Annotated in this window: 16 protein-coding genes; 6 read left to right on the forward strand and 10 right to left on the reverse strand. The window is 69.0% G+C overall.

The features are described from left to right. From RMP08_RS08645 to RMP08_RS08665, 5 genes are all read left to right on the forward strand, one after another. Nucleotides 1-297, forward strand: a 297-nt coding sequence (locus tag RMP08_RS08645; protein ID WP_310468590.1) for a hypothetical protein, incomplete at its 5' end; no start/stop codon positions are given. Nucleotides 298-324: 27 nt separating this feature from the next. Then, nucleotides 325-2,073, forward strand: coding sequence for a type I secretion system permease/ATPase (locus RMP08_RS08650; RefSeq protein WP_310468591.1), 1,749 nt, complete (start codon nt 325-327; stop codon nt 2,071-2,073). Further along, complete coding sequence (locus RMP08_RS08655; protein WP_310468592.1) at nt 2,070-3,416, forward strand: HlyD family type I secretion periplasmic adaptor subunit; 1,347 nt, start codon at nt 2,070-2,072, stop codon at nt 3,414-3,416. The genes RMP08_RS08650 and RMP08_RS08655 overlap by 4 nt, the downstream gene beginning before the upstream one ends. A 38-nt stretch (nt 3,417-3,454) precedes the next feature. Continuing rightward, nucleotides 3,455-4,201 (forward strand): energy transducer TonB, encoded by a 747-nt coding sequence (locus RMP08_RS08660; protein WP_310468593.1) that lies wholly within the window; start codon nt 3,455-3,457, stop codon nt 4,199-4,201. 18 nt (nt 4,202-4,219) lie between these two features. After that, nucleotides 4,220-4,921 carry a 6-phosphogluconolactonase gene (locus tag RMP08_RS08665; protein ID WP_310468594.1) on the forward strand — a complete coding sequence of 234 codons (702 nt, stop codon included), beginning with the start codon at nt 4,220-4,222 and terminating at the stop codon, nt 4,919-4,921. A 4-nt stretch (nt 4,922-4,925) separates the two neighbouring features. On the opposite strand, the gene RMP08_RS08670 is transcribed toward RMP08_RS08665, so the two are convergent. The 10 genes from RMP08_RS08670 to RMP08_RS08715 form a co-directional block, all read right to left on the reverse strand. Continuing rightward, complete coding sequence (locus RMP08_RS08670; protein ID WP_310468595.1) at nt 4,926-6,566, reverse strand: MFS transporter; 1,641 nt, start codon at nt 6,564-6,566, stop codon at nt 4,926-4,928. 47 nt (nt 6,567-6,613) lie between these two features. Beyond that, nucleotides 6,614-7,093: a DUF3833 family protein gene (locus tag RMP08_RS08675; RefSeq protein WP_310468597.1), complete on the reverse strand. Its 480-nt coding sequence runs from the start codon at nt 7,091-7,093 to the stop codon at nt 6,614-6,616. Then, the gene (gene acs, locus RMP08_RS08680) at nt 7,090-9,018 is read right to left on the reverse strand and encodes an acetate--CoA ligase (protein WP_310468598.1); all 1,929 of its coding nucleotides are present in this window, start codon (nt 9,016-9,018) and stop codon (nt 7,090-7,092) included. Before acs ends, RMP08_RS08675 begins: the two co-directional genes overlap by 4 nt. 5 nt (nt 9,019-9,023) lie before the next feature. Then, nucleotides 9,024-10,133 (reverse strand): NAD(P)-dependent alcohol dehydrogenase, encoded by a 1,110-nt coding sequence (locus RMP08_RS08685; protein ID WP_310468599.1) that lies wholly within the window; start codon nt 10,131-10,133, stop codon nt 9,024-9,026. Between the two features lie 9 nt (nt 10,134-10,142). Then, nucleotides 10,143-10,982, reverse strand: a complete 840-nt coding sequence (locus RMP08_RS08690; RefSeq protein WP_310468600.1) for a CoA ester lyase — start codon at nt 10,980-10,982, stop codon at nt 10,143-10,145. Beyond that, a complete protein-coding gene (locus RMP08_RS08695) occupies nt 10,979-11,434 on the reverse strand; it encodes a MaoC family dehydratase (protein ID WP_310468601.1) in 456 nt (151 codons plus the stop codon). The genes RMP08_RS08690 and RMP08_RS08695 overlap by 4 nt, the downstream gene beginning before the upstream one ends. Nucleotides 11,435-11,472: 38 nt before the next feature. Then, complete coding sequence (locus tag RMP08_RS08700; protein WP_310468602.1) at nt 11,473-11,847, reverse strand: hypothetical protein; 375 nt, start codon at nt 11,845-11,847, stop codon at nt 11,473-11,475. A 76-nt stretch (nt 11,848-11,923) separates the two neighbouring features. Beyond that, nucleotides 11,924-14,242, reverse strand: a complete 2,319-nt coding sequence (locus tag RMP08_RS08705) for a transketolase (RefSeq protein ID WP_310468603.1) — start codon at nt 14,240-14,242, stop codon at nt 11,924-11,926. Nucleotides 14,243-14,291: 49 nt separating this feature from the next. Further along, complete coding sequence (locus RMP08_RS08710; RefSeq protein WP_310468604.1) at nt 14,292-15,281, reverse strand: 2OG-Fe(II) oxygenase family protein; 990 nt, start codon at nt 15,279-15,281, stop codon at nt 14,292-14,294. A gap of 14 nt (nt 15,282-15,295) precedes the next feature. Next, nucleotides 15,296-15,754: a helix-turn-helix domain-containing protein gene (locus tag RMP08_RS08715; protein WP_310468605.1), complete on the reverse strand. Its 459-nt coding sequence runs from the start codon at nt 15,752-15,754 to the stop codon at nt 15,296-15,298. A 51-nt stretch (nt 15,755-15,805) separates the two neighbouring features. On the opposite strand from RMP08_RS08715, the gene RMP08_RS08720 reads away from it, so the two are divergent. Next, nucleotides 15,806-16,360, forward strand: coding sequence for an NAD(P)H-dependent oxidoreductase (locus tag RMP08_RS08720; RefSeq protein ID WP_310468606.1), 555 nt, complete (start codon nt 15,806-15,808; stop codon nt 16,358-16,360). Nucleotides 16,361-16,428 lie beyond the last annotated feature (68 nt).

Raw genomic sequence — 16,428 nt, forward strand, 5'->3', positions numbered from 1 at the left:
GGCGCGGGCGCCAAGATATTGTTCGCCAAGGTGGCGGTGAACACCGTCCTCGGCGCGGGAGATTTCACCGTGGTGGCGTCGGCCGCGGCACCGGACAAGCAGGTTGTGCCGGTTCAAGTCGAGTGGCCGCACGTCGACGACCGGCCGGGCGATCTCTACCCGGGCAACTTCGAGCAGCTGGTCGCTTTGCTCAACAGCCCGGCGTTCAGCCCCCACGCGCGGCCCGCCTTCGAGACCCCGTTCCTCCACTTCGACGCCGGCCAGTTTGGCCATGGCGCCGATTACTTGCTAGGTTAGTCCGCCCTTACCCGGCGGGAGAAAGCCATGAGGATCGCCGGTATCCAGCTTCCGGCCGTGGTTGCCGACGCGGTGCGGGACTGCCGGCCGCATTTTATCGCGGCAATGCTGTTCAGCTTTCTCGTCAATCTGCTGTTCCTCGCCCCCGCGCTCTACATGCTCCAGGTCTACGACCGCGTGGTCGCCACCGGCGGCAAGACGACCCTGCTGTTCGTCACTTTGGCGCTGGCGGTGGCGCTGATGACGCTGGCCGCGCTCGACGGCATCCGCAACCGCCTGCTGGTCCGCGCCAGCGTCCGCCTCGACACTCTGCTCGCGCCGCAGATCCTCAAGCGCATGATGGCCAATGGCTCGAACGCCAGCATCCAGGCGATGCGCGACTTCGACACCGTGCGCCAGACCATCGCCAGCCCGGTCTCGGCCGCGGTGCTCGATGCGCCGTGGTCGCCGTTGTTCCTGGTCGTCGCGTTCATGCTGCACTTCTGGATCGGGGTGCTGGCGGTGGTCTCGGCGGTGCTGCTGCTGGCGGTCGCGTGGCGCAACCAGCGCGCGACGCAGGAGACGACGCAGGTCGCGACGCGCGCGATGGCCGCCTCGCACGCCTCCGAGCAGGCGGTCGCCTTGCACAGCCAGACGGTGCGCGCCCTGGGCATGCAGGGCGCGATGGTGTCGCGCCAGCTGCAGCAGCGCGCGGTCGGGCTGACCAGCCTCGCCCAGGCGCAGTTCGCCGGCGGGCGCTATTCGGCGCTGAGCCGGTTCCTGCGGCTGTTCGTGCAGTCGGCGGCGCTCGGGCTCGGCGCGTTGCTGGCGATTGCCGGTTACATTTCGGCCGGCGCGATCATCGCCGCGTCGATCCTGATCAGCCGCGCGCTGCAGCCGATCGAGGGGCTGATCGGCGGCTGGTCGTCGCTCAATTCGGCGCGCGCTGCACTCGAGCGGCTGACCGACGCGCTCGGCCGCGACGAGCCCGAGCGGATTCGCACCGCGCTGCCCGCGCCGAAAGGCCGCATCGACGTCGAGCAGGTCGGGGTGCGATCGCCCGACGGCCGCGCGGTGCTGTTCGGGGTCAGCTTCCAGGCCAAGCCGGGCGAGATTTTCGGGATCATCGGCCCCAGCGGGTCGGGCAAGACGACGCTGGCCAAGGTCATCGCCGGCGCGGTGGTGCCCGATGTCGGCACGGTGCGCATCGACGGCGCGCAATTGAGCGACTGGGAGCAGGACGAGCTTGCCCGCCACATCGGCTACGTGCCGCAGGAGCCGGGGCTGATCGAGGGCACGATCAAGGAGAATATCTCGCGCTTCGCCGCGTTTGCCGGGGGCGGAATGGCGGGTGGCGAGGATATCGACGCCAAAGTGGTCCACGCCGCGCAGCGCGCCGGGGTCCATGAGCTGATCCTCCAGTTCCCGCAGGGCTATGACACGCGGCTGGGGCCGCTCGGCGCCGGGCTGTCGGCGGGGCAGGCGCAGCGCATCGCCATCGCGCGCGCCTTCTACGGCGACCCCAAGGTGCTCATTTTCGACGAGCCCAACGCGTTCCTCGACGGCGATGGCGAGACCGCGTTGATCCATTCGATCGACCAGGCGCGCAAGGCCGGGGCGACGGTGCTGGTGATCGCCCACCGCCGCGCCGTGCTGCACTCCGCCGACCGCCTGCTGGTGCTCGCCGAGGGCAAGCCCAAATTGCTCGGCCCGGCCAAGGAAGTCGTCGCGCGGCTGTCGGGCACGCCGGGCACCCCCGATACGCCGGGTGCGGCGGGCGCGGAGCGCACGGCATGACCGCCCACAGCCAATTGGTCCCGGCCGAGGTGCCGCCGAGCGTCGACGACCCGCGCCGCGACATCCGCATCGGCGCCGCGATCGGCATTTTCTTCTTCGTTATCCTGCTCGGCTGGGCGGCGCTCGCCCCGCTCGACGCCGGGGTCCACGGCCAGGGCGTGGTGGCGGTGTCGGGCAACCGCCAGGCGGTCCAGCACCGCGAGGGCGGGGTGGTCACCGCGATCCACGTGCGCGAGGGCCAGCAGGTCCGCGCCGGGCAAATCCTGGTCGAAATGTCGACGCCTGACCTGCTCGCCACCGAGCGTGCGCTGACCAGCGATTATCTGACTTTGCTCGCCCAGCGCGCGCGGCTGATGGCCGAGCGCGCCGGCCAGCGCGGGTTCGCCACCCCGCCCGAGTTCGCCGGCCTGTCGCCCGCCGACCGCATGCTGGCGGAGCAGGCGCTGCGGCTGCAGCGCGCGCAATTGTCGGCGACGGTGTCGTCGATGTCGGCGCAGCAATCGGTGCTCGGCCAGCGCTCGCGCCAGCTGAGCGAGCAGCAGACCGGCTATTACGAGCAACGCCGCTCGTACCAGGACCAGCAGAAACTGCTCGCCGACGAGATCGCCGGGATGCGCGAGCTGGAGAAGAAGGGCTTTGCCTCGACCAACCGCCTGCGCGCGCTGGAGCGGGCGCTGGCCGACTTGCGCGGGCGCGAGGCGGCGATGGCGGCCGAGGTCGCCAAGGCGAGCGAGGGGATGGGCGAAAGCCGCATGCAATCGCTGTCGCTCAGCCGCCAGTCGCTCGAGCAGGTCGCGACCGATTTGCGCGAGACCCAGGCGCGATTGTCCGAGGTGCTGCCCAAGCTGGTCGCCGCGCGCGAGCAATTGCAGCGCTCGCGGATCCGCGCGCCGGCCTCGGGGCGGGTGGTAGGCCTCACCGTGTTCACCGTCGGCGGGGTGGTCGCGCCGGGCCAGACGCTGATGGAGGTGGTGCCGCAGAACCGTGCCTTGATCATCCAGGTGCAGATCGAGCCGGGCGACGCCGACGACGTGTTCGCCGGCCAGACCGCCCAGGTGCGCTTCCTCAGCGTCCACGACAGCAGCCTGCCGCTGCTGAGCGGAACGGTGCGCACGATTTCGGCCGACAGCTTTACCGACGAGAAGAGCGGCCGCTCCTACTTCCGCGCCGAGCTCGAGGTGCAGCCGGCCGAGCTCGACAAGGTGCGCGGCGTGCTCGGCCGCGGCGAGCTGCGCCCCGGCCTGCCGGTCGAGGTGGTGCTCGCTGTGCGCAAGCGCACCGCGCTGCAATATATGATCGAGCCGCTGACCGGGCAGTTCTGGCGCGCGCTGCGCGAGCAGTAGCGGCAACCGCGGCGACCCGCGCGACGTTGACCGAAACGATGTACCGTACCGACCTCAAACCCCGCGACAAGGGCGGCGCCATGGTCGCCGTGGTGGCGATCCACGCCGGGCTGGCATTCGCGCTGTTGCATTTGTCGGGTACGGTCGATGTCACCGCCGTCCAGCGCGAGCTGCAGGTGTTCGACGTGCGCGATATCGTCGCACCGCCGCCCCCGCCGCCGGTCGAGCGGCAGGTCGAGAAAGAAAAACCCAAGGAAAAGGAAGGCGCGTCGGCGCCCAAGAACATCAAGAGCGAGGCAACCCCGGTGGTCGCGCCCAAGCCGCGCGTCGAGCTGCCGCTGCCGCCGACGATCGTCGCCGCCGAAATCCCCAAGCAGGGCGCCAACCCGACCCAGGGCGCCGCGCCGGTGCGCGGGCCCGGCACCGGCGCCGGCGGGATCGGCACCGGCACCGGCAGCGGCGGGGCGGGCAGCGGCGGTGGCGGCGGGGGCGATGGGCTCGCCGCGACGCGCACCCGGCTGGCGACGCGCCCGCTGGGAGGCCGCGATTTCCCACGCGCCATGCTCGACGCATGGCCGCGCGGGGCGTGGGCGTTCATGCGCTTCCGGGTCGACGCGGACGGCAATATCATCCAGTGCATCATCGACCGCAGCACGGGGGTCCGCGCGATCGACGATCAGGTGTGCGCGGTCGCGCGGCAGCGGCTGCGCTTCCGCCCCGCGCTCGATCGCAACGGGCGGCGGGTTGCGGATTGGGCCGCCTACGGGCAGGAGCCGCCGCGGTAGCTTGAACTGGAAGATGCGATGATCGAAGCCGAATGGTGGGACTATGACAGCGCCGAGGAGATGGCGGAGGCGGTCGCGGGAGACGTCGGCTTCATCATCGAAAGCGCCCTCGACGCGCGCGATTCGGCGCTGGTCGCGCTGCCCGGCGGCGCCACCCCGCAGCCGATCTTCGCCAAGCTCGCGGCGCGCGGCCTGCCGTGGAAGAAAGTTACGATCATCCCGACCGACGACCGGCTGGTGCCGATGGACAGCGAGGCGAGCAACATCCGCGCCATCGCCAAGGCGTTCTTGCCGGCCGGCGCGCGGGTGATCCCGATCGCGACGGGGATCGAGGATTACCGCCTGGCGGGCAATTCGGCCGATGCGCGGTTGCAGGATTTCCCGTGGCCGCCCGACCTGGTCTGGCTCGGCATCGGCGACGACGGCAGCACCGCGTCAATCTTTGCCGGCCCCGACCTCCAGGACGCGCTCGATGCGCCCAAGGCCCGCCGCGCGGTCGGGGTGATGCCCGATCCGCTGCCGGCCGACGCGCCGGTCGCGCGCGTGACGCTGACCCGCGCCTCGATCCTCGCCGCGCGGACTCTGCTGATCACCGTCACCGGCCAGGCCAAGCGCGATATGCTCGAGGGCGCGATCGCCGACGGCCACTCGTCGAAACTCCCGATCGGCCGCGTGCTGGCCGAAGCCGAGCAGCCGATCGACATCCACTGGTGCGCATGAGCGCCTACACCGCGTCGAGCGGTTTGCCGCGGGTTTCCTTCAAGAACAGCAGCGCCACCACCACCGACAATGCGGTGAAGAAGATCGGGTACCACAGGCTGGCGTAGATATTGCCGGTGATCGCCACCAAGGCGAAGCTGGTGACCGGCAGGAACCCGCCGACCCAGCCGGTGCCGACATGGTACGGCAGAGACAGGGCAGTGTAGCGCACGCGGGTGGGGAACATCTCGACCAATGCCGCGGCCTGCGGGCCGTACAAGGCGCAGGCGGCGACGACGAAGCCGAGCAGCACCGTCAGCAGCAGCGGGTAATTGACCGCCTCGGGGTCGGCCGCGGCGGGATAGCCGACGCTGGTCAGCGCGGCCTTCAACTGCTCGCCGGTGGCTGTCTTGAGCGCCTTCAACTCGGGCCCGGCGAGCGCATCGCCGCTGGGGATGACGAGGTGCTGGGGCCCGGCGCTGACATGGGTCGCCCCGTCGGACGAGGCGACCGTCTTGTACGAAATGCCGCGCGCGACGAGCAGGCTCTTGGCGATGTCGCACGCACTGGCGAAGCGCGCGGTGCCGACCGGGTCGAATTGCACCGAGCAGGTCGCCGGGTCGGTCGCGACCACCACCGGGGTGCGTTCCTGCGCCGCGACCAGCGCGGGGTTGGCGGCGCTCGCGATCAAATGGAAGCCGGGGATGTACAGCAGCAGCCCGAGCAGCATCCCGCCGACCAGCACCGGCTTGCGCCCGATGCGGTCGCTGAGCCAGCCGAAGAACACGTACAGCGGCGCGCTGACCAGGGTCATCACGATCAGCAGCAAATTGACGGTCGGCTCGGCGAGCCCGACCGAGCGGCCGAGAAACACCTGCATGTAGAAGAACGTGCAATACCACACCGCGCCTTGCGCGCACATGATGCCGAAGAAAGCGGTGAGCACGCGCTTCTGGTTGTCACGCGTGCCGAACGCTTCCTTCAACGGCGCGTGGGAGAGGTCGTCCTCCTCCTTCAATTTGGCGAAGTGCGGGCTTTCGGCGAGCTTGGCGCGCATCCACACCGAAATGCCGAGTAGCAGCAGCGAGACCAGGAACGGGATGCGCCAGCCCCATTCGAGGAACGCTTCCTCGCCGAGCGCGGTGCGCGTGCCGAGGATCACCAGCAAAGCGGCGAGCAGGCCGAACGAGGCCGACGACTGGATCCACCCGGTCATCGCCCCGCGCCGGTCGTCGGGGGAATGCTCGGCGACGTAGATCGCGGCGCCGCCATATTCGCCGCCGAGCGCGATGCCCTGGAGGATGCGGAGGACGATCAGCAGGGTCGGCGCCAGCGCGCCGGCGGTGGCGTAGGTCGGCAGCAGCCCGATCGCGAAGGTCGCCGCGCCCATCAGGCTGACGGTGATCAAAAACGCGCCCTTGCGGCCCAATTTGTCGCCGACCACGCCGAAGATCAGCGCGCCCAGCGGGCGGAACGCGAAGCCGGCGGCGAACAGGCCCAGGGCGGCGATCAGCGCGGCGGTCGGGTCGAGCCCGGCGAAGAACACTTTCGAGATGGTCGCCGCGAGCGCGCCGAAGATGAAGAAGTCGTACCATTCGAACGCGGTGCCGGCCGAGGAGGCGATCACCACCCGCGCCATCGACCATTTCTTTTGCTCGGCTGCCATTCGTCGCTCCCCACGCCAGTGGCTTCAGGGATAGCAGCGCCGAGGCGTCAGTCCAGCTTGCGGATGGTTTCCTCGACGCGCGCCACGACCAGGCCGAGGCGGCGCACGGTCATCTTGTTGACGATCGCGCGGCCGCCTTTCTGCAGGGTCAGCACCTGGCTCGCCTTCATGCCCCCCTTCATCGTGTAGTTGAGGTAGAGCTTGTTGCCCGCCAGGCGGCCGTGGACCTGGCCGGGGGTGTCGGTGATGGTCCCGACCATCGTCGTCGGCGAGGTCGGGCGCAGCACCCAGCGGCGGTCGCGCGGTGGTTTCGATCCCTCGTGAATGGTCTGGTCGAGCGTCATTCCGCCGCGCCCGTCGGGCTTGCCGAAGCTCTCGATGCGGATCGGCACGCGCGACTGGAAGACGATCTTGAGCGAGCCGTCGCCGCGCGTCTTGCCGGTGAAGAAGGCGAGCGGGTCGAGGGTCTGGGCGGGGGCGGCGGTGGCGGCGCCGAGCAGCAGCAAGGCGAACAGCAGGCGAATCATTCCAGGCCCTTTCCGGTGAGCAGGGCATCGACCACCGAGGGGTCTGCCAAAGTCGAGGTGTCGCCGAGCGCCGCGGTGTCGCCCTCAGCGATCTTCCTTAAAATGCGGCGCATGATCTTGCCCGAGCGGGTCTTGGGCAGCGCCGGGGTGAAGTGGATTTTCTCGGGCGCGGCGAGCGCGCCGATGTCGCGCCGCACTTCGCCGACCAAGTCCTTGCGCAATGCATCGTCGCCGTCCTCGCCCGCGTTCAGGGTGACGAAGGCGTAGATCGCCTGGCCCTTGATGTCGTGGGGAAAGCCGACCACCGCCGCCTCGGCGACCTTGGGGTGGGCGACCAAAGCGCTCTCGACTTCGGCGGTGCCGATGCGGTGGCCGGAAACGTTGATGACATCGTCGACGCGGCCGGTGATCCAGTAATACTCATCCTCGTCGCGGCGGCACCCGTCGCCGGTGAAGTAGAGCCCGGGGTAGGTGGTGAAATAGGTCTGGAAGAAGCGCGCGTGGTCGCCCCACACGGTGCGCATCTGCCCCGGCCATGAGGCGGCGAGGCAGAGGTTGCCGCTGGTTGCGCCGGGCAGCGCGCGGCCTTCGGCATCGACCAGCAACGGGCGGATGCCGGGCAGCGGGCGCGAGGCCGACCCGGGCTTCATCGCGGTCGCGCCGGGGAAGCCCGAAATCAGGATGCCGCCGGTCTCGGTCTGCCACCAGGTGTCGACCACCGGGCAGCGCCCGTCGCCGACCACCCGCCAATACCATTCCCACGCCTCGGGGTTGATCGGCTCGCCGACGGTGCCGAGCAGGCGCAGGCTCTTGCGGCTGTGCGCCTTGACCGGTGCGTCGCCTTCGCGGGCGAGCGCGCGGATCGCGGTCGGCGCGGTGTAGAGGATAGTCACGCCCAAGCGGTCGACGGTTTCCCACAGCCGCCCGAAGTCGGGGTAATTGGGCACACCGTCGAACATCACGCTGGTCGCGCCGTGGAGCAGCGGGCCGTAGACGACGTAGCTGTGCCCGGTGATCCAGCCGACATCGGCGGTGCACCAGAAGATGTCGTCGTCGCGCGGGCCGAAGATCCAGTCGAAGGTGGTCGCCGCCCACACCGCATAGCCGCCGATCGAGTGGACGACGCCTTTCGGCTGCCCGGTCGAGCCCGAGGTGTAGAGGATGAACAACGGATCCTCGGCATCCATCACCTCGGCCGGGCAATCGGTGGCGAGCGTGTCGCGGTTCGCGGAATAAGCGACGTCGCGGCCGTCCTTCATCGCCACCTCGGCGCCGGTGCGCGCGACGACGATCACGGTCGCCACGTCGCGCTTGGCGAGGGCGGCATCGACATTGGCCTTCAAGGGGATCGCCTTGCCGCCGCGCCGGCCCTCGTCGGCGGTGATCACGCAGCAAGCGTCGCAATCGGCGATGCGCCCGGCCAGGCTGTCGGGGGAAAAACCGCCGAACACCACCGAATGGACCGCGCCGATCCGCGCGCACGCCAGCATCGCCGCCGCCGCCTCGGGGATCATCGGCAAATAGATCATCACCCGGTCGCCGCGCCTGACCCCGCGCGCCTTGAGCAAATTGGCGAAGCGGCAGGTCTCGGCGTGGAGCTCATGGTAGGTCAGCGTGCGCCCGTCGCCCGGCTCGTCGGCCTCGAACACCAGCGCGACCTGGTCGCCGCGTTCCGCGAGATGGCGGTCGAGGCAATTGGTCGACAGGTTGAGCTTGCCGTCGGCGTACCAGCGGATGCGGAAATCGGCCTCGTCGAACGACCAGTCGCCGGCTTGGGTCGGCACGCTGTCCCACGTCAGCCTTTTGGCCTGCTCGAGCCAGAAGGTGTCGGCGTCGCTGTCGGCGGCGCGGTGCAGCGCGGCCAGCTCGTCGGGGCCGATATCGCTGGCGAAGTCGGCCGGGACGGGATGGATCGCCGCGGCCATTGTGCTTACGCCGCCGCGCCCATCGTCGCCATGTCGATCACGAAGCGGTAGCGCACGTCGTTCTTGAGCAATCGCTCATAGGCCTCGTTGACCTCGTCCATGCGGATCATCTCGCAATCGGGGTAAATGCCCCGCTCGGCGCAGAAATCGAGCATCTCCTGGGTCTCGGGAATGCCGCCGATCGCCGAGCCGCCAACCGCGCGGTTCCACCAGATGATGTTGAACCCGGTGAAGCCCGGCATCGGGGTCAGCGCGCCGACGATCACCATCCGCCCCGAGCGGCCGAGCAGGTTCAAATAGGGGTCGATCTCGTGGCTGACCGGAACGGTGTTGAGGATGAAGTCGAAGCGCGTCGCCGCCGCCTTCATCGCCTCGGGGTCGGTCGACACGATCACGTCGTGGGCGCCGAGCCGGCGCGCGTCCTCGCCCTTTTCCGGGGTGGTGGTGATCATCGTCACATGCGCACCCATCGCCGCGGCCAATTTGACCCCCATGTGGCCGAGCCCGCCGAGGCCGATTACCGCGACCTTGGTGCCCTCGCCGACATTGTACTGGCGCAGCGGCGAGTATGTGGTGATCCCGGCGCACAGCAAGGGCGCGGTGCGCGAGGCGTCCATCCCCGCCGGCACCTTCAAGACGAAATGGTCGCGCACCACGATATGGTCGGTGTAGCCGCCTTTGCTGATCGTGCCGTCGTGGCGGTCGGGGCTGTTGTAGGTCTGCACGCAGCCTTCGCGGCAGAACACCTCCCAGCCTTCGAGGCACTGGTCGCACTTCATGCAGCTGTCGACCATGCAGCCGACCGCGACGGTGTCGCCGACCTGATGACGCGTCACCTCCCCGCCGACCGCGGTGACGGTGCCGACGATTTCGTGCCCCGGGATGACCGGGTAGCGCGTCCCGCCCCAGTCGTTGCGGCAGGTATGGAGGTCGCTGTGGCAGATGCCGGCGAAGGTAATCTCGATCGCCACGTCGTCCGGGCGCAGCGCGCGGCGCTCGAAGTCCATCGGCCGCAGCGGCTGGTCGGGCGCGTCGGTGCCCCAGCCCTTGGCGGGCGTGGCCTGGTCGGTGCCCGCCCGGGTGTGCGCGCTGTGCGGTTCGGCAGTCGTGGCCATTGCAGCCTCCTACTTTGATCGTTCCAAGATGCTTCTGGCCTGCACCAGGTGCGGGCGGTCGACCATCTTGCCGTCGACCGATAGCACGCCCGCGTCGGGCTGTGCCGCAAAAGCCGCGACGATCGCCTTGGCATGCTTGACCGCGTCTGCCGACGGCGTGAAGGCGGCGTTGATGGTTGCGACTTGTGCCGGGTGGATCGCGAGTTTGCCTGTAAACCCTTCGCGCGCGGCGGCTTCGGCTTCGGCGCGTAATCCTTGGTCGTCCTTGAAGTCGGTGAACACCCCGTCGACCGGCTGGACCCCCGCGGCGACCGCGCCGGCGAGGCACAATGAGCGCGCCATGCGGTAGGTGAACGACAGCGCGCCATCGGAATCATGTTTGGACGCCGCGCCGAGCGCCGCCGAAAGGTCTTCCGCGCCCCAGCTCATCGCCGCCAGCGGGCTCTGCGGGGTGCGGTAGCTGAGCAGCCCGAACAGGCTCGCCGCGGTTTCGGTGACGATCGCGTGGATCGGGATGCTGCCGGTGCGGTGGGCGAGCTCGACCACGTCCCACCCGCCCTCGGCCTTGGGCAGCACGATGCCGTGGATCGCGCTGCGCCCGAGCAATTCGAGGTCCTGCTTCAGATGCTCGCTGCCAAGCGGGTTGACGCGCACCCACCATTGCGGGCCGCCCTCGACTTCGCTGGCGGTGAGGCCCTTGAGGATGTCGCGCGCGGCGGCCTTTTGCGCGGGCACGACGCTGTCCTCGAGGTCGAAGATGATCGCGTCGGCGTCGCTGGCGAGGGCCTTGGCGACCTTCTTCTCGCTGTCGGCGGGGACGAACAGCCAGCTGCGCGGGGCCGCCGTCATGCGCCGGGCTTCTTTGCCAGCAACGCGGTGCGCAGGCAGCGCGCGACCAATTTGCCGTGCTGGTTGTAGCTCTTGTGCTCCCACGTCACGATCCCGGCGTCGGGCCGCGACTTGCTCGGGCGCAGTGCGGTCACCACGCTTTCGCTGCGCAGCGTGTCGCCGACAAATACCGGCGCGGGAAAGGTCAGCTGGTCGTAGCCCAGATTGGCGACCAAAGTGCCGAGCGTGGTGTCGGACACGCTGACCCCGATCATCAACCCGAAGGTGAACACCGAGTTGACCAGAGGCTGGCCGAATTCGGATTTTGCCGCGGCCTCATGATCGAGGTGGAGCGGTTGCGGGTTATGGGTCAGCGTCGAGATCAGCACATTGTCGGTCTCGGTGACGGTGCGCGTGACCGCATGCGCGATGGTGTCGCCGACAGTCCACTCGTCGAAGTAGCGCCCTGGCATCCGCCTGCTCTAGGCGAGGCGCGGCGGACTTGCCAAGCTCAGGTCAGGCTGCGGCGGGTCAATCGGCCCTTGAGGTCGCTCATGCCGATGCGTTCGACGGCGCCGTGCGGGTCGCTCGAGCGCACCACGGCGGCCAGGTGGCCGAGCACTTGGCCGATGATGTCGACCGACTGCAGCGACACCATGTGGCGGCTGACGACATTGGGATCGGCGGACAATTTGTCCCCCATCAGGTCGAGCATGCGCCGCGCATAGTCGATTTCCTCGGCGAGTCGGAGCTGGAGGATGTCGTCGGTCGGGACGAGGGCGCGGGCCAGCGGCGGCGGGTCGCGCCTTATCGACTTTCGCTCGCCGTCCTTCCGCTCGGCGCGGAAGTCGGCCTGGATGGCGTCGCACCGGACCTGGTCCGGCACGCGCGAAATATCGTCGATCAAGGGCTGTCCACTCCGTCCGCGCCCATCCTAGGCCCGCAGCGGTAAACAAATGATGCTAATTGCGGCCGGAGAGGAGGATTTCGGCCGCGGCCTCGGTGATCGCGGCGCCGTCGAGGCGGTAGGCGGCGTAAAGGTCGGGCAGCGACCCGGTCTGGCCGAACCGCTCGACCCCGAGCGGGGCAACGCGCTGCCCGAGCACGCCGCCGAGCCACGACAGCGACGCCGGGGCCGCATCGGCGATGGTCACCAACCCGGCGCCCGGGGCTAGCTGGCCGAGCAGCGTTTCGATGTGGCTCGGGTTCCGCTGCCCGCCCCACCGCGCCGCCTGTGCCGCGGTCCAGCCGCGATGGAGCAGGTTGGGCGAGGTCACGCTGAGCAGGCCGAGCCCGGGGACGTCGGCGCTGAGCTCGTCCCACGCCGCCAGCGCCTCGGGCATCACTGCGCCCATCGCGACGATCGCCGCTTCGGCCCCCGCGCCCGGCTCGCGCAGCCAATAGCCGCCGGCGAGCGCATCGGCCTTCCAGCTGTCGTCGGCGCGCTCGACCTGGGCGATGGCGCGGGTCGACAGGCGGAAATAGGTCGACTCGCCATCTTCGGCATCGACCAGCCGGAACGCTTCCTCGAGCATCGCCGCCAGTTCGTCGGCGAACGCCGGCTCGTAATGGCGCAGGCCGGGCTGGCCCAATGCGATCAGCGGCGGGTTGATCGACTGGTGCGCGCCGCCCTCCGCACCCAGCGTGATCCCGCTCGGGGTGGCGACGAGGATGAAGCGGGCGTCCTGATAGCAGGCGTAGTTGAGCGCATCGAGCCCGCGCGCGATGAACGGATCGTAGAGCGTGCCGATGGGCACCAGCCGCGCGCCGAACATGTCCCCCGCCAAGCCCGCCGCGGCGAGCATCAGGAAGAGGTTGTTTTCGGCGATGCCGAGCTCGATTTGCTGGCCTTGATTAGTGCCCGACCACTTTTGCGCTGACGCAATCTTTGCCTTGGCGAAGACGTCGGCCATGTCCTTGCGCCGGAACAGCCCGCGCTGGTTGACCCACGCGCCGAGGTTGGTCGAGACGGTGACGTCGGGCGAGGTGGTGACGATGCGGTCCGCGAGTGTCCCCCCGGCTTTGCTGAGATCGAGCAGGATGCGCCCGAAGGCCGCCTGGGTGGCCTGCTCGGCGCCGGCCGGCGCGGCAATGGCCGGCACGTCGATCGCGCCGAACGCCCGCGCGCGCTTGTCCCGCGCAATCCCGCTGCGCTCGATCAGCGCTTCGACGCCCGGCTTGGCATTGGCGCCGACGCCTTCGAGGGGCTCCCACTCGCGCCCCTCGGCGACCCCCATTGCTTCGCGCAGCGCGGCCATTTGCGTGGGGTTCATCAGCCCGGCGTGATTGTCCTTGTGCCCGGCGAACGGCAGACCGTGGCCCTTGATCGTCCACGCGATGAACAAAGTCGGGACATCGTCCTGCGCCGCGTCGAACGCGGCGACCAGCGAGTCCATGCAGTGCCCGCCGAGGTCGCTGAACAAGGCGCCGAGCGCATCGTTGTCATGTGCCTTGAGGAATGCGGCGGACCGTGTGACGTCGGCCGCGATCCGCGCCCGCCACGCCGCGCCGCCTTGATAGTGGAGCGCGGCGAGGTCGGCATTGGGCAGCGCGTTGAGCCACGCCGCCAGCTTGGGGTTCTTGTCGAGCGCGGCCTGCAGCTTCTTGCCCCAGCGCAGTTCGACCACCCGCCAGCCGCAACTGGCGAAGATTTCGTCGAAGCGCTCGAACATGCGGTCGGCGCTGGTCGCGTCGAGGCTCTGGCGGTTGTAGTCGACGATCCACCACAGGTTGCGGACGTCGTGCTTGTGGCCCTCGATCAGCGCCTCGTAGATGTTGCCTTCGTCCAATTCGGCGTCGCCGATCAACGCCACGAACCGCCCGCAGTCGCCTTCGTCCATCAGGCCGTGCGCGGTGAGGTAATCCTGGATCAGGCTGGAGAAGGCGGTGATCGCCACCCCGAGCCCTACCGAGCCGGTCGAGAAATCGACCGGAATTTTGTCTTTGGTCCGGCTCGGGTAGCTCTGCATCCCGCCGAACCCGCGGAAATTTTCCAATTGCTCGCGGCTCTGGCTGCCGAGCAGGTAATGGATCGCGTGGAGCACCGGCCCGGCGTGCGGCTTGACCGCTACCCGGTCGTTCCTGCCCAGCGCATGGAAATACAGCGCGGCCATGATCGCAGTCATCGACGCGCAGCTCGCCTGGTGCCCGCCGACCTTGAGCCCGTCGGGCGATGGGCGCAGATGGTTCGCGCAGTGAATGGTCCACGCCGACAGCCAGCGCAGCTGCTCGTCGAGGATTTTGAGCGAGGCGATGTCGGGCGGCGAGGCGGGCTTCAGCATGGCTTCGCCACTATCCGCTGGAGCACGATTGGGAAAGGCGGCGGCGCGGCTAGCGCGCGGGCGCGATCCGCCAGTCGCTGATCTGCGTCTCGGTGCCGTAATCAGCAAAATCCCCGTCGGCGCGGCGGCGGCGGAAATCGCCCCAGTTGAGCGTGCGGTAATGCGGATCGTCGGCGAACGGGCGGATGTCGCTGGTGTAAGCGGGGTTGTAGAAGAACGGCAGCGAGATGCGCTCGTCGCGGTCCATCGCCAGCACGCGGTGCGGCGGCGCGCGATAGCGGTCGTTCGACCAGATCTGCACCATGTCGCCGATGTTGATGGTGAACGCGCCCGCCAGCGGGTCGGCGTCGTGCCATTGCCCGTCATGAAACACCTGCAGCCCGCTGACCGCGTCCTGCAGCAGCACGGTCAGCGCGCCGGCATCGGTGTGGTGGTGGACGCCGAGCCCGGCGGGCGCCCCGGCTTCGTCCGCGAGCGGGTCGCCGAGCGGGTAGAAATTGAGGCGGAGATGGCTGCTGTGACCGGCCGCGAACGCGCCCGCCAGCGCGCCGCGCTCGTCGCCGAGTCCTGCGGCGATCAATTCGAGCAGCGTGGCCGAAACTGCGGTCATGCGCGCAAACCAGTCTTCGATCAGCGCCTGGAATTGTGGCGGCGCCTCGGGCCACGGGGTCTCGCCCTGGAACGGGTCGCCCTGCGCGGCGCGGATCCCGCCGGCGTCGGGGCCGATATCGAACACTTCCTTGCGGTCGCGCCGCTCCTTGGTCAGCTCGCGGTCGTAATAGCCCCACGGGTTGTCGCGCGAGCGCAAATGCGCGCGCTTGGCATCGCGCGGCAGAGCGAAAAAGGCGCGGGCGCGGGCGATCACTTGCTCGATCGCCGCGGGCGCGACGCCGTGGCCGGTAATCTGGAAAAAGCCCCAGTCGCGGCACGCCGCCGCAACCTCGGCCACCACCGTCTCGCGCGGCCCAGCGAGGTCGATCACCGGAATCCCGCCCAGCGAGCCGCGCGGCGCGACCGGCGCCTGGTCGAGATCGGCCATCAGGCTTGCTCCGCTCATTCGTCCCGCGCCGCGTCGAAGCGCTCCTGCGCGGCGCGGATGCAGGCGATATGCTCGATCGCCCACGCGCCGAGTGCCTGGACCGGCTCGCGCAAGGAGTCGCCCAATTCGGTCAGCTCGTAATCGACCCGCGGCGGGATGGTCGGGGTAACGGTGCGGGTGACCAGCCCGTCGCGCTCGAGCCCGCGCAGGGTGAGCGTCAGCATGCGCTGCGAAATGCCTTCGATCTCGCGCTTCAACTCGGAAAAGCGCCGCGACCCGCTCGACAGGATCATCACGATCAACATGCTCCATTTGTCGCCGACGCGGTTGAGCACCGGCGCGACATTCTTGCACCCGGCATGCTTGAGCTCGTCCGGCGGCGGGCCGGGCAGGGCAGCTGGGCCCGCTTTCGACGAGGGGGTCACACGAGTGTGACTGGGGAACAAATTTATCCCGTCTTGATGCGTGTCCATAGGGGGTTATTTAAAGTGTCCGGGTAACAAATCAATACCAAGGACCAAAACATGACCATCCTCAAGATCGACAGCAGCATCACCGGCGACAACAGCGTCAGCCGCATCCTCACTGAGCGCATCCTCAACCAGCTCGAGCCCTCGAACCGCGGCGAGACGGTGATTCGCCGCGACCTGGTCGCCAACCCGCTCGACCATCTGACGCTGGGCGCGTTCGCCGACACCCAAGTGATCGACGAGTTCCTCGCCGCCGACACCATCGTGATCGGCGCGCCGATGTATAATTTCACGCTGCCCAGCCAGCTGAAAGCGTGGCTCGACCGGATCATCGTCGCCGGCCGCACCTTCCGCTACGGCGAGGACGGCCGCCCTGAGGGCCTGGTCGGTGACAAGCGCGTGATCGTCGCCCTGTCGCGCGGCGGCTATTACGGCGCCGACTCTCCCGCCGCCCCGCTCGAGCATCTCGAGAGCTATCTGACCGGCACCTTCGGCTTCATCGGCATCACCCCCGAGTTCGTCCACGCCGACGGCATCGCGGTCGGCCCGGCGCAGCGCGAAGCGGGCATCGCCAACGGCCTGCTAGAGGTCGAGCGTCTCGCCGCCTGAGCGCACTCGCCCACTGTCATGCTCAAAGAACGCATTGCCAAACAACCTCATTCGGCCGAGTTTGTCCG

This window comes from Sphingomonas sp. (assembly GCF_031426035.1).
Classification (GTDB): domain Bacteria; phylum Pseudomonadota; class Alphaproteobacteria; order Sphingomonadales; family Sphingomonadaceae; genus Sphingomicrobium.

What these genes read in the sequence shown, in the direction of transcription:
- RMP08_RS08650 (WP_310468591.1), top strand. Translation starts at nt 325, where the DNA reads ATGAGGATCGCCGGTATCCAGCTTCCGGCCGTGGTTGCCGACGCGGTG.
- RMP08_RS08655 (WP_310468592.1), top strand. Translation starts at nt 2,070, where the DNA reads ATGACCGCCCACAGCCAATTGGTCCCGGCCGAGGTGCCGCCGAGCGTC.
- RMP08_RS08660 (WP_310468593.1), top strand. Translation starts at nt 3,455, where the DNA reads ATGTACCGTACCGACCTCAAACCCCGCGACAAGGGCGGCGCCATGGTC.
- RMP08_RS08665 (WP_310468594.1), top strand. Translation starts at nt 4,220, where the DNA reads ATGATCGAAGCCGAATGGTGGGACTATGACAGCGCCGAGGAGATGGCG.
- RMP08_RS08670 (WP_310468595.1), bottom strand. Translation starts at nt 6,566, where the DNA reads ATGGCAGCCGAGCAAAAGAAATGGTCGATGGCGCGGGTGGTGATCGCC.
- RMP08_RS08675 (WP_310468597.1), bottom strand. Translation starts at nt 7,093, where the DNA reads ATGATTCGCCTGCTGTTCGCCTTGCTGCTGCTCGGCGCCGCCACCGCC.
- acs (WP_310468598.1), bottom strand. Translation starts at nt 9,018, where the DNA reads ATGGCCGCGGCGATCCATCCCGTCCCGGCCGACTTCGCCAGCGATATC.
- RMP08_RS08685 (WP_310468599.1), bottom strand. Translation starts at nt 10,133, where the DNA reads ATGGCCACGACTGCCGAACCGCACAGCGCGCACACCCGGGCGGGCACC.
- RMP08_RS08690 (WP_310468600.1), bottom strand. Translation starts at nt 10,982, where the DNA reads ATGACGGCGGCCCCGCGCAGCTGGCTGTTCGTCCCCGCCGACAGCGAG.
- RMP08_RS08695 (WP_310468601.1), bottom strand. Translation starts at nt 11,434, where the DNA reads ATGCCAGGGCGCTACTTCGACGAGTGGACTGTCGGCGACACCATCGCG.
- RMP08_RS08705 (WP_310468603.1), bottom strand. Translation starts at nt 14,242, where the DNA reads ATGCTGAAGCCCGCCTCGCCGCCCGACATCGCCTCGCTCAAAATCCTC.
- RMP08_RS08710 (WP_310468604.1), bottom strand. Translation starts at nt 15,281, where the DNA reads ATGGCCGATCTCGACCAGGCGCCGGTCGCGCCGCGCGGCTCGCTGGGC.
- RMP08_RS08715 (WP_310468605.1), bottom strand. Translation starts at nt 15,754, where the DNA reads ATGGACACGCATCAAGACGGGATAAATTTGTTCCCCAGTCACACTCGT.
- RMP08_RS08720 (WP_310468606.1), top strand. Translation starts at nt 15,806, where the DNA reads ATGACCATCCTCAAGATCGACAGCAGCATCACCGGCGACAACAGCGTC.